Origin of the sequence: Neorhizobium sp. SHOUNA12A, from assembly GCF_023006505.1 — a bacterium.
Classification (GTDB): domain Bacteria; phylum Pseudomonadota; class Alphaproteobacteria; order Rhizobiales; family Rhizobiaceae; genus Neorhizobium.
This window is the reverse complement of the sequence record NZ_JALBGV010000132.1, coordinates 1-11,614: the sequence shown is the minus strand read 5'-3', so window position 1 is coordinate 11,614 and position 11,614 is coordinate 1. Positions and strand designations below refer to the sequence as shown.

The following is an 11,614-nucleotide window of genomic DNA, read 5'->3' as shown; positions in this document are numbered from 1 at the left end:
GAGCCGGAGCAGCTGCCGGTGGGGCGGCAGGCGCGGGCTTGGCCGGCGGGGTGTAGCTGGCCGGGGTCAGGTCGGTGACACGGCCGTCCGTATAGGGCTTGTAGGGATTGTGGGCGGCAACAAATTCCGCCGTTACGTCGGCGAGGTCCGGACCGTAGTCATAGGCGTTCTTGCCGCCGGTCTTGAAGATGGCGTAGCCATCGCCGCCTGCGCGCATGAAATTGTTGGTGGCGACGCCGTAGGTCTTGGCCGGGTCGATCGGTACGAACTTGTCGCCTTCCTTGACCTGCACGTCGCTGACCTTGGCTCCGGCCGGCTTCGACTTGTCGAAGGAATATTTGAGACCCGCGACCTGCGGGAAGCGGCCGGCGCCGTCATCGATCTGGCTGACGCCGTTTTCGAGTGCCTTGACGACATCGGCACCGGTGAGCTGGAAAGTCGCGAGCGTGTTCTGGAAGGGCAGGACACTGACGACCTCACCCTGGGTGACTTCGCCGGCATCGATCGAAGCGCGCAAGCCGCCGCCGTTCTGGATGGCGATGGTGATGCCCTGGCCCTTGGTGCGGTCAAGTATGGCGTCGGCGACGAGGTTGCCCATCGAGCATTCCTTGGCGCGGCAAACGCGGCGGTCGCCATCAATGACCGCGTCGGACGCGCCGACGACCTTCTTCTTCATGTCCTCGATCGGCTTCTTCAGCTCGGCAACGCGAGCCAGGAAGGCCGGATCGGGCGTGATCGACTTATCCATGAGGATCGGCTCGCCCTCGGCGCTTTTTACGACGCCGCTGTCGTCGAAGACGATCTTGATGTCGCCGAGATATTTCGAATACTGGAAAGCCTGGACCACCGGGACCTTGTAGCCGCCTGGATTGTCCGACCAGGTCGGGTAGGGGCCTTCGGCGCCCTTGGCCACGTTCGAGAGCAGTGTGTGGGTGTGGCCGCCGACGACGACGTCGACATCCGGGATCTTGGCGATGATGGCGAGGTCGCGCGGGTAACCGACATGGGTCAACGCGATGATCTTGTCGACGCCTTGAGCCTTCAGGCCCTGAACGGCTTCGGTGATCTTGGCGACGTCGTCGGCAATGGTGATGTTCGGGCCGGGATTGGCGATTTCGGCGGTGTCGTTGGTGACGGCGCCGACGATGCCGATCTTCTGGCCGCCAACGGTCAGCACCAGCGACGGCTTGATGCGGTTGCCGATCTTGGCGGCGGCGCTCGGAACGACGTTGGCGGTAACGACCGGAAACTGGATCTTGTCGAGGAAGGTGGCAAGCACGTCGTCGCTGTCGTCGAATTCATGGTTGCCGACGGTCATCGCGTCGAACTTCATGGCGTTCAGCGCTTCGGCTTCGGCCGCACCCTTATAGGTCGTGTAGAAGAGGGAACCCTGAAAGTTGTCGCCGGCGTTCAAGAGGATGACGTTCTTGTTCTCAGCCTTCAGCGCGTCGCGGGTCTGGTTGATCGCGGTCAGCAGCCGGGCCGCGCCGCCGAAGCAGACGCCCTTGCCTTCATCCTCGGCCAAGCAGGTGGAATCCGTCGCATTGATGGATTCAAGACGCGAATGGAAGTCGTTGATGTGCAGGATATTGAGTTCGAAATCGGCAAATGCCGCGCCGCTCGAAAGAGCCATGACCGACGCAGTCAGCAGCCCGAACCCCAATGTCTTCTTCATCTGATCTCTCCTCTTTCTTAATTCGGCCGGCTGCGCCGCCCCTTTTATCTGTTCTAGTTTTTCAATGTGACAACCGTTCCGGCGGGCATGTTTTCATCAACCGACGGTGGGTTCAAGGGAAATGTGACAGTGGCGCATTGGGAAATGAATGCGCGCAAAACGCGAAAACCCCGCCGGAGCGGGGTTGCGATGAACGGTCGAGGATGCGTCGCCTCAGCTACGGCGGGCGAGCGAGAACTGGGCGCCGCTGTCTAGCGTGCAGTTGAGCTGGTTCGGGTTGGCAAGCATGCAGGCGACGCGTGATTGACGAGGCTGGTTAGCACGCGCGAACGACGTCATGTTGATTTCGACAAGGGTCGGCGAAACATTGACGTAAGTGCCCGAGGCCATAAGCACGTTGCTGTCGCTGGAGCGGGTGGTGAACGTGCCAGCCTGGAACGAGGAGACGATGCCGGTCGGATCGACCCAGCTTCCTTCGACGCCTTGCGGCTGCACGGCCGCCATCTGTTGCGGCGGAGGGGACGAAACGCAGGCGGTCAAGCTGGCTGCGGCGATGAGCGCAAAGCTCACTTTAAATTTCATGATCAGTCTCCCGCGATTCGGTCCGGCTTCGGTTGGCAAACCTTGCCGCCATCGCTCTATGTAACGCAAGATGTGGCCTTGAAAAGGCAAGAGCTTTCAACATGCAAAAAACCGCCTGCGGTGAGGCAGGCGGTTTCCATTGTGCTTTATTGGATCAGCGAACCCGTTCGCGAAGTCAGCGAACCCATTCGCGAGACTAGCGAACCAGGATGTTCTTGAACTGCCACGGATCCTTGGTGTCGATCTCTTCCGGGAAGAGGCCCGGGCGGCCGTCGAGCGGGGTCCAGTCGGTGTAGTGACCTTCGACCGGGCCGAGATAGGGCAGCTGCACTTCGAGGCAGCGCTTGTAGTCGATCTCGTCTGCTTCGACGATGCCGGCGGTCGGATTTTCGAGCGCCCAGACCATGCCGGAGAGAACGGCGGAGGTTACCTGCAGGCCGGTGGCGTTCTGGTAAGGCGCGATACGGCGGGTTTCCTCGAGCGACAGGCGCGAACCGAACCAGTAGGCGTTCTTCTCGTGACCGTAGAGCAGCACGCCGAGTTCGTCGATGCCGTCCTCCAGCTCGTCCTCGTTGAGAACGTGGTGGACCGGCTGCGGAGTGCCGCCATTGCCGAACATCTCATGAAGCGAGAGAACCGCGTCATTGGCCGGATGATAGGCATAATGGCAGGTCGGACGGAAGGTCACTTCGCCGTCCTTGTCGCGCACCGTGAAATAGTCGGCGATCGAGATCGACTCGTTGTGGGTGACGAGGAAGCCATACTGCGGTCCGGGCGTCGGGCACCAGGAACGGACGCGGGTGTTGGCGCCCGGCTGTTCGAGATAGATGGCGGCCTTGTTGCCCTTCTTGTGCTTCTTGCCGTTCTTCGGCATCCACTCCTCATGCGTGCCCCAGCCGAGTTCGGCCGGCTGCATGCCTTCGGAGATGAAGCCTTCTACCGACCAGGTGTTCCAGAACACGTTGAGCGGCTTGGGGTGCTTGGTGCGCTGGGTGTCGCGTTCGGCGATGTGGACGCCCTTGACGCCGAGCTTCTTCATCAGCTTCGCCCAGCCTTCGCGGTCGTGCTGATCCGGTTCGTCGAACTTCAGGCCGGTGTCGTTGGCGAGGTTGACCAGCGCCTGCTTGACGAACCAGGAGACCATGCCCGGGTTGGCGCCGCAGGTGGAAACGGCGGTCGCGCCGCCGGGGTTCTTCTTCTTTTCATGCCGAACGGTTTCGCGCAGCGCATAGTTGGTGCGCTCGGCATTCTTCATGTTCTTGTCGAAATAGAAGCCGAGCCAGGGCTCGACGACCGTGTCGATGTAGAGGACGTCGAGCTTGCGGCAGAGTTTCATCAGGTCGAGCGAACCGGTGTCGACCGAGAGGTTGACGCAGAAGCCCTGGCCTTCGCCAGCTGTCAGAAGCGGCTTCAGCAGGTCCTTGTAGTTGTCCTTGGTCACATATTCCTTGATGTGACGGACGCCGTGCTTTTTCAGGATCTCCATGTCGGAGGGTTCGTCGCGCGGGTCGATGACGACCATCCGGCTCTTGTCGAACTTGAAATGGCGTTCGATCAGCGGCAGCGTGCCGCGGCCGATCGAGCCGAAACCGATCATCACGATCGGACCGGTGATTTCGCCATAAACCGGATAGGTAGTCTCTGACATGTCTTTCTCCTTGATCGCGGCCTTGTCGGGCCGCTGCCCCGCTTATTCGGCAGTGGAATGGAAATTTAAAGGCTGCACTCGGGCAATTCGCGGCGCTCTAGATCATAAAACTTCGTCACAATAAAGAGCCTGTCGATTTTCGGCAGATGAATCGAGGAGGTTATTCGATTGCGGCGGGCGTCGTTGCGGATTTCAGTAGAGCTGCCGGGCTCGGCGCGAGCCTTGTATTCGGTCTGGGCCAAGGTCAGGGCTTTGATGCCGTGCCCTGGTGAAAGACCATGCGCCATTTGCCGTCGGGGTCGAGGCGCCAGATGGAGCTGCGGTTGGTAAAGAGCCTGCTGCCGTCGTCCTTGACGCGGGTGCCGCGATAGGTCGCGAGCGCGATCGTGTCGCTCAGCATCGTTGCGCTGAAATCCGAGATCGAACTGTTGTCCGGACCGGTCTCGGCGGTGAGGTGGGTGACGATGTCGTCGAACGTGTAGGCGAGGCCGGAGCGGCCGAATTCCCGGAATTCCGGCGCCAGCAGTTCGCGCAGTTTTTCCTCGGAATTGCGAACCTCTCGGGTCTGCAGCGCGGTTTCAAGCGCAAGCAGATGATCCGCGAGGGGTTTTGGCGCGGTCATCTATCGGCCAGCTCTCGCCATTTTGGCGGCGCGCGCTGCAGAGCGAGGGGCTTCCGCCGGAATCTCCGATCTCGCAGCCTGGGCGACAAGTTCGGCGGGGATCAGGCCGCGCAGGGAATTGCCGACGAAGAAGCGGCGGTTTTCGAGATCGGCGAGGCGCAGGACCTGGCTTTTCGCCCGTCCTTCGCGGATCAGGTCGGCGCGCAGGATGCCCGGCAGGAGGCCGCTCGACAGAGCCGGGGTCAGCAGCGAACCGTCCGGCTGTTCGACGAAGACGTTGGTGATCGTGCCTTCGCAGACCTCGCCACGCTCATTGAGAAGCAGAACCTCGTCCGCCTCTTCCGGTGTAAATTCGGCACGGGCAGCCTCGTAGAGCTCTCGCCGGGAGGTCTTGTGGCGATAGGTCGGGTCATCAGAGGGAAGCGTCGTCCTGGCGACCCGGATCCGCCAGAGCGTATCGGCGGGCAGGGGCGTGAACGGCGTGGTGGTGATCTCGATCTTGCCGCGATAGGTCATGACCAGGCGGACGCGGAGCGGCGTCTCGCTGGCGGCTGTGGCCGCGTGAAGCTGTTTCAGCGTATCCGCCGGGGGCTGGCGGAAACCCAAGGCATCCGCCGAGCGGCTGAGCCGGCGCAGATGCTGGTCGACCCGGAGCAAGCCCTTGCCCGGTTCCCAGCGCATTGTTTCGATCAGCGAGAAATCCATTGGTCGCCCACCGCAAAACGTGCCTTCAGAAGGCACTCGTCATATTCGGCTTCCGCCTTCGAGTCGAAAACGATGCCGCCGCCGACATTGAAGACGGCTTTTTCGTCGTTGAAAAGCGTGATCGTGCGGATGGCCACCGAAAATCGCATCGGGCCTGCCGGATCGCACCAGCCGATGGCGCCGCAATAGACGTCGCGCGGCTCCCTTTCGAGATCGGCAAGGATGCGCATGGCCCACATTTTCGGCGCTCCGGTGATCGAGCCGCAGGGAAAGAGAGCCGCAAGGATGTCCGGAAAGCCGATTTCGGGCAACAGCTTTGCCCGCACGTGGCTCACCATCTGGTGGACGGTCGGATAGGTTTCGATGTCGAACAACCTCGGAACCGACAGTGTGCCGACCTCGCTGATTATCGAAATATCATTGCGCAGCAGGTCAACGATCATCCGGTTTTCGGCCAGCGTCTTCTCGTCGGCGAGCATTTCCGCGATGATCGATTCGTCTTCCTCTGCGGTCGCGCCACGCGGGGCGGTGCCCTTCATCGGGTGGGTTTCGATGAAACGATCCGCATCGACCGAAAAGAACAGTTCGGGCGAACGCGACAGGATGACGGGGCCGCCGAGGTCGACGAATGCGCCGTAGCGCACCGGCTGGCGGGCGACGAGGGACCAGAAAGCGGAAAGCGGATCGCCGTGCCAGCGTGCTGCGACCGGCATGGTCAGGTTCGCCTGGTAACAGTCGCCGTTGCGCAGGTGCTGGTGAAGCCGGTCGAACCGTTCCCGGTAGGTCGCAAAATCCCAGCCGGCATGCGGTTCGCTGAGGAAGGAGCCCTGCGAAGAACCGTCGTCCACGATCGTGCCGGGCGGCCCGGCGAGCGGATGTTCGTTGCCCGAGCGCTTGTCGAATATGCCCATGGCGATCAGCGGCGTCGGCCGGTTGTCGACGATCAGCGGCCGGAGCTTGTCCTCGAAGACGTAGCCGGCCTCATAGGAAATATATCCCGCCAGCCAGTGACCAGCGAGACGCGCCTCTTCCAGGCGCCGAAGTGCGGGCAGCACCTCGGCGGCAGTCCGGGCCGTGACGACTTCCTTCGGCCGGTCGAAGACGAGGCTCCGGCCGGCGGGGTCGTCGCGAAAGAGCGCGAAGGGCGCTTTCTCATTCATGGCAGTGTATTATGGGCATGGGCGTGCATTAAGGGAATGCCTCAAGCCTTGTCCAGAGCCTCCAGCTCGTCGATCAGGCCTTCGATCATCGACAGGCCCTTGGACCAGAAGGACGGATCGGTGGCGTCGAGGCCGAATGGCTTCAGCAGTTCCGAGTGATGCTTGGTGCCGCCGGCCTTCAGAAGCTCGAAATACTTCTGCTGGAAACCCGGAGCGGCTTGACTGTAGACCGCGTAGAGCGAGTTCACCAGGCAATCGCCGAAGGCATAGGCATAGACATAGAAGGGCGAGTGGATGAAGTGGGGGATATAGGTCCACCAGCTTTCATAACCCTCCGATATCTTGATCGCCGGCCCGAGGCTCTCGCCCTGGACGGAAAGCCACAGTTCGCCGATCTGCTCGGCGGTCAACTCGCCTTCCTTGCGGGCGGTGTGGACCTTGCGCTCGAACTGGTAGAAGGCGATCTGGCGCACGACCGTGTTGATCATGTCCTCGACCTTCTGGGCGAGCATGGCCTTGCGCTCGCGTTTGTCCGTGGTCTTTTCGAGCAGCGCGCGGAAGGTCAGCATCTCGCCGAAGACGGAAGCGGTTTCGGCAAGCGTCAGCGGCGTCTGGCACATCAAGGCGCCCTGGTCGCCGGCCAGCACCTGGTGCACGCCGTGGCCGAGTTCGTGGGCCAAGGTCATCACGTCGCGCGGCTTGCCCATGTAGTTGACGAGCACGTAGGGGTGTGCAGACGGCACGGTCGGGTGCGCGAAAGCGCCCGGCGCCTTGCCTGGCCGCACCGGCGCATCGATCCATTCCTCCTCGAAGAAGCGGCCGGCGATGTCGGCCATTTCCGGCGCGAAGCCGCGATAGGCGTCGAGCACGGTCTCCTTGGCCTCGGTCCAGGAGATCAGCGCGTTCGGGGTTTCCGGCAGCGGCGCATTGCGGTCCCAGAAATTCAGCTGGTCGACGCCGAGCCACTTCGCCTTCATCGCGTAGTAGCGATGCGAGAGGCGCGGGTAAGCTTGCCTGACGGCCTCTGCGAGCGCATCGACGACTTCGCGTTCGACACGGTTGGCGAGATGGCGACTGTCGGCGATGTCCTCGAAGCCGCGCCAGCGGTCGGAGATTTCCTTGTCCTTGGCGAGCGTATTGGTGATCAGCGTGAAGACACGCAGGTTTTCGCCGAACGTTTTCGACAGGGCTGCGGCTGCCTTTGCGCGGATCTCCGGCTGAGGCTCCTGCAGCATGTTGAGGGCGACCTCCAGCGGCAATTGCTCGCCGTCGACCTCGAAGCGAAGCTCGGCCATGGTCTCGTCGAAGAGGCGGTTGAAGGCGGCAGCAGAAGTCATCGACTTTTCGAGGAAGAGCTGTTCGAGCTTGTCTTCGAGCTGGAAGGGCTTGTCCTTCCTGAGGTCGACCAGCCACGGGCGGTAGTGGCCGGCCGCAGGGTCGCGGTCCATGCAGGCGTCCATCACCGCGTCGTCGATGCGGTTGAGTTCCAGCGCGAAGAACAGCAGGTGCGAGGAGAGGTCGGTCAGCTTCGCCTGCACGTCGCCGTAGAACTTGCCGTTGGCAGGGCTCGAGGTGTCGGAGAAATAGGTGAGGCCGGCGAACGAGCCGATCTTGCCGAGCAAATCGTCCAGCGCCTCATATTCCTTGAGCGCCTCGCCGATGCCGCCGGCGCCGGTCTTGGTCGCGGCTTCGGTAAGCTTGCCCTTCCACTTTTCTTCGAAGGCGGTCGACAGTTTCTGGGCTTTCTCCATGTCGGCGGCAAACGCCGGGGCGTCCTTGGCGGCATAGAGATCCGAAAGCTTCCAGACCGGCAGGAGGCCGAGCGCCGGGTCGGAGGCGGCAGCGCCTGCGGCGGTTGCGGCCAGAATTTCGGGGAGGGCGGGGGCGGACATTCTCATCGCTTTTTTCCTTCTCAACCTGTTGCGTCTGTTTTCCTCGCCGGCCGTTAAAATGCAAGCTTTTCTCAAAAGGGGATGTTCAAGGCTTTCTGACACAACCAGCGGCATAACAGCCTAAAAGGGCCATGATGACCATTGCTGGGAGCCGAGCATGATTGCGCAAATCCTCGTTGTCGATGACGATCCTATTCAGCGTCGCCTGTTGAAGAATGCGGTGGAACGTTACGGCCATGTCGCCCATCTTGCCGAGAACGGCCTGGTGGCGCTGGAGTTCCTGAAGCGCACCGCGACCGACATCAATGTCATCGTACTCGATCTGATGATGCCGGAAATGGATGGCCTCACCTTCCTTGCGGCGATCCGTGAACTCGGCGTCGAAACGCCCGTCATCGTCCAGACGGGACAGGGCAGCATCGAATACGTGGTGCAGGCCATGCGCGCCGGTGCCTTCGATTTCGTCGTCAAGCCGGTGTCGCCGGAACGGATCGGCGCCTCGATTTCCAATGCGCTGAAGCTCGACCAGAAGGAATCGAAGGCCCGCGTCGGCCGCCGCCATCGCGCCGGCGCCGTCGGTTTCGGCGATATCATCTCGGCAAGCCCGGACATGCTGCGGGTCATCGACCTCGCCCAGCGCGCCGCCCATTCCAACATCCCGGTGGTGCTGGAAGGTGAATCCGGCGTCGGCAAGGAAATGATCGCACGAGCTATCCAGTCGAACAGCGACCGGGCCGGCAAGCCTTTCATTACCGTCAATTGCGGCGCCATTCCGCACAATCTCGTGGAAAGCATCCTCTTCGGCCACGAGAAGGGCGCCTTCACAGGCGCTTCTGAAAAACATACCGGCAAATTCGTCGAAGCCGATGGCGGCACGCTTTTCCTCGACGAGATCGGCGATTTGCCGCTCGACGTGCAGGTGAAGCTGTTGCGCGCCGTGCAGCAGGGCGAAGTCGAGACCGTCGGTGCCTCCAAGGTCCAGAAGGTCAACGTCCGGCTGATTTCAGCGACCAACAAGGACCTGATCGAGGAAGTCCGCGCCGGCCGCTTCCGCGAGGACCTCTATTATCGCCTCAACGTCTTCCCGATCACCATTCCGGCGCTGCGCCGCCGCAAGGAAGACATTCCGCATCTCGCCCGCGTCTTTGCCGAACGGTTCTCGACCGAGCAGAAGCTCAACAGGACGCTGTCGGTCGGCGCCGGGGCGCTCGCGCTTCTGACAGCCTACGACTGGCCGGGCAATATCCGCCAGCTCGAAAACGCCGTGTTCCGGGCGGTGGTGCTTGCCGAGGGCGACGAACTTACCGAAGACGATTTTCCGCAGATCGCTGCGCAGATCCCGGAATTCCGGCAGGCGGAACTGGCGGCGACTGCCGTCATGCCCGCGCCGGGTGTCTTGTCCGATCACGCCATGCGCGAGGCGCTCGCCGATTCGCCGGTATTTGCCAATAACGACAAGGGGCGGGTCGGCAGGCCGGATGCGAAGGCGATGCTCGCCGCCGCTTATCCCCAGGAAAACGTCATCGTCAGTACCGACGACACGGGCGAAGTGAGGAAGCTTGCGGATGTCGAGGAGGAGCTGATCCGCTTCGCGCTGAAGTTCTATCGCGGCCAGATGAGCCAGGTTGCCCGCAAGCTCGGCATCGGACGCTCGACGCTTTATCGTAAACTCAAGGATTACGGCATCGATCCTGATGATCCCCTGAAGGAAGCCGCGTAATTACTAATGTATTAGCGAGTGTTAACCTTCGCGCAAGGATGTCCTGCCAACGTCTGTCAATCTCTGATTAGTCAATTGTTGACTATACGGGAGAAGCTTGTACATGTGTGGCACATTTGCCATCGTGTCACCGCAATTGACAGTCATTTGAGGCAACGTGGGACGTTGTCGACAGGACGGGGATCGTTTTGCCGGATCAGTATGCAAAAGAAACGCCTTCGGGTGAGAAGAGGCGCGGCGGCAAAGTCGGGCTTTTTGCCGGCCTCACCAAATGCGTTACGGCCGTCGCCCTGTTGGTGCTGATGGCTCTGCCCGTGCTTTCGGTCTCCGCAAGTGATGCCGCCGCACAGGAAAAGAGCCTCAAACTCTATTTCGTCCATACCGGCGAAAAAGCCGTCATCACCTTCAAGCGCAATGGCAAGTTCGATCCCAAGGGCCTCGCCCAGATCAACCAGTTCCTGCGCGACTGGCGCCGCAACGAGCCGGCGCGGATGGACCCGCGGCTCTTCGATCTCGTCTGGGAAGTCTACCGCCGTTCCGGCGCTTCCGACTATATCCATGTGGTTTCGGCCTATCGTTCTCCCACCACCAACAACATGCTGCGCACCCGTTCGCGCTACACCGGTGTCGCCAAGAACAGCCAGCACATGCTCGGCAAGGCCATGGACTTCTACATTCCGGGCGTGAAGCTTTCGACGCTGCGCGGGCTCGCCATGCAGATGCAGGTCGGCGGCGTCGGCTATTATCCGACTTCAGGTTCGCCCTTCGTGCATCTCGATGTCGGCGGCGTGCGCGCCTGGCCGCGGATGACGCGCCAGGAACTGGTGCAGATATTCCCGAACGGCAACACGATCCATCTTCCCGCCGACGGCAAGCCGCTTCCCGGCTACGAAGCGGCGATGGCGGATTACAAGCGGCGCGTCGGTTCCGATTCGATCCAGATCGCCAGCACCGCCGGTGCCGGCATCCGCGGCGACGGCTCGGAACGGAAGCGGCAGCCGAACCTGCTGGCCTTCTTGTTCGGCGGCGGTGGTGCCGACGAGGAGGAGGACAACGCGGAAAACACGGCTCCGGCCGTGGCGAAGCGTGGGGCTCCGGCTGCCAAGCCCGCTGCAGACGACGACGAGGGCGAAGCGCCCGTCGCGGTTGCCTCGGCTTCGCCTTTGACAGGCCAGACGCAGGCTCAAGCCCAGGCTCCGGCACAGGCACAGACGATTGCAGCGCCCGTACCGCTTTCGCGCCCGGCTTTCCGTTCGGATGCGGGCGGGCTTGCGACGGCTCTCTATTCTCCGGCGCGTAACCCGGCCCAGGAAGCGCTCGCCCTGCAGGCGTCGGCTCCCGCCCAGCCCGGCGGCGAAACCTTCGCCGATCTTTCCGCCTACACTATTCCGGTCCCGACGCTGCTCGGACCGCGTGGCTTCAAGGGTGACGCGGAAAGCGGTGTGATGACCGCATCCGTTGGCCCGATGCGCGCTCAAGAGGATGCCGCTTCCGTGCCGCTTCCCGGCCAGCGTCCGAACATTGCCGCTGCGGCGCCCGCTGCCAAGGCGGAGGAACAGCAGGAGCTGACGCCGGCCCTCGTTGCGGCGCTTGCCCAGAGCGTCGAACCG

The 11,614-nt window shown here is 62.2% G+C and carries 9 protein-coding genes and 2 pseudogenes; 3 read left to right on the top strand and 8 right to left on the bottom strand.

The features are described 5' to 3' along the window. From MOV63_RS30685 to MOV63_RS30650, 8 genes are all read right to left on the bottom strand, one after another. Window positions 1-1,675, bottom strand: a 1,675-nt coding sequence (locus MOV63_RS30685) for a bifunctional UDP-sugar hydrolase/5'-nucleotidase (RefSeq protein WP_247039447.1), incomplete at its 3' end; no start/stop codon positions are given. A gap of 213 nt (window positions 1,676-1,888) precedes the next feature. Beyond that, entirely contained in the window at window positions 1,889-2,260 is a 372-nt protein-coding gene (locus tag MOV63_RS30680) for a hypothetical protein (protein WP_405029404.1), read from the bottom strand. A gap of 193 nt (window positions 2,261-2,453) precedes the next feature. Next, window positions 2,454-3,905, bottom strand: a complete 1,452-nt coding sequence (locus tag MOV63_RS30675) for a homospermidine synthase (RefSeq protein ID WP_247039445.1) — start codon at window positions 3,903-3,905, stop codon at window positions 2,454-2,456. 65 nt (window positions 3,906-3,970) lie between these two features. Next, window positions 3,971-4,147 carry a hypothetical protein gene (locus tag MOV63_RS30670; protein ID WP_247039444.1) on the bottom strand — a complete coding sequence of 59 codons (177 nt, stop codon included), beginning with the start codon at window positions 4,145-4,147 and terminating at the stop codon, window positions 3,971-3,973. A gap of 2 nt (window positions 4,148-4,149) precedes the next feature. Continuing rightward, complete coding sequence (locus MOV63_RS30665; protein WP_247039443.1) at window positions 4,150-4,527, bottom strand: DUF4440 domain-containing protein; 378 nt, start codon at window positions 4,525-4,527, stop codon at window positions 4,150-4,152. Further along, window positions 4,528-5,232: an aminotransferase class IV family protein gene (locus MOV63_RS30660; protein ID WP_247039442.1), complete on the bottom strand. Its 705-nt coding sequence runs from the start codon at window positions 5,230-5,232 to the stop codon at window positions 4,528-4,530. It lies immediately after the preceding gene. Beyond that, window positions 5,217-6,392, bottom strand: a complete 1,176-nt coding sequence (locus MOV63_RS30655) for an aminodeoxychorismate synthase component I (protein WP_247039441.1) — start codon at window positions 6,390-6,392, stop codon at window positions 5,217-5,219. Before MOV63_RS30655 ends, MOV63_RS30660 begins: the two co-directional genes overlap by 16 nt. 41 nt (window positions 6,393-6,433) lie before the next feature. After that, window positions 6,434-8,290, bottom strand: coding sequence for a M3 family oligoendopeptidase (locus tag MOV63_RS30650; RefSeq protein WP_247039439.1), 1,857 nt, complete (start codon window positions 8,288-8,290; stop codon window positions 6,434-6,436). Between the two features lie 151 nt (window positions 8,291-8,441). On the opposite strand from MOV63_RS30650, the pseudogene MOV63_RS30645 reads away from it, so the two are divergent. The 3 genes and pseudogenes from MOV63_RS30645 to MOV63_RS30640 form a co-directional block, all read left to right on the top strand. Beyond that, window positions 8,442-9,630, top strand: a pseudogene (locus MOV63_RS30645) (sigma-54-dependent transcriptional regulator); the annotation flags it as partial. Between the two features lie 197 nt (window positions 9,631-9,827). Then, a pseudogene (locus MOV63_RS33100) lies at window positions 9,828-10,004 on the top strand (helix-turn-helix domain-containing protein); the annotation flags it as partial. A gap of 188 nt (window positions 10,005-10,192) precedes the next feature. After that, window positions 10,193-11,614: DUF882 domain-containing protein (locus MOV63_RS30640; RefSeq protein WP_405029403.1), on the top strand; the 1,422-nt coding region annotated here is incomplete at its 3' end.

Excerpts from the sequence above, each read along its gene's own strand:
- MOV63_RS30675 (WP_247039445.1), bottom strand. The coding sequence starts at position 3,905 with ATGTCAGAGACTACCTATCCGGTTTATGGCGAAATCACCGGTCCGATC.
- MOV63_RS30665 (WP_247039443.1), bottom strand. The coding sequence starts at position 4,527 with ATGACCGCGCCAAAACCCCTCGCGGATCATCTGCTTGCGCTTGAAACC.
- MOV63_RS30660 (WP_247039442.1), bottom strand. The coding sequence starts at position 5,232 with ATGGATTTCTCGCTGATCGAAACAATGCGCTGGGAACCGGGCAAGGGC.
- MOV63_RS30655 (WP_247039441.1), bottom strand. The coding sequence starts at position 6,392 with ATGAATGAGAAAGCGCCCTTCGCGCTCTTTCGCGACGACCCCGCCGGC.
- MOV63_RS30650 (WP_247039439.1), bottom strand. The coding sequence starts at position 8,290 with ATGAGAATGTCCGCCCCCGCCCTCCCCGAAATTCTGGCCGCAACCGCC.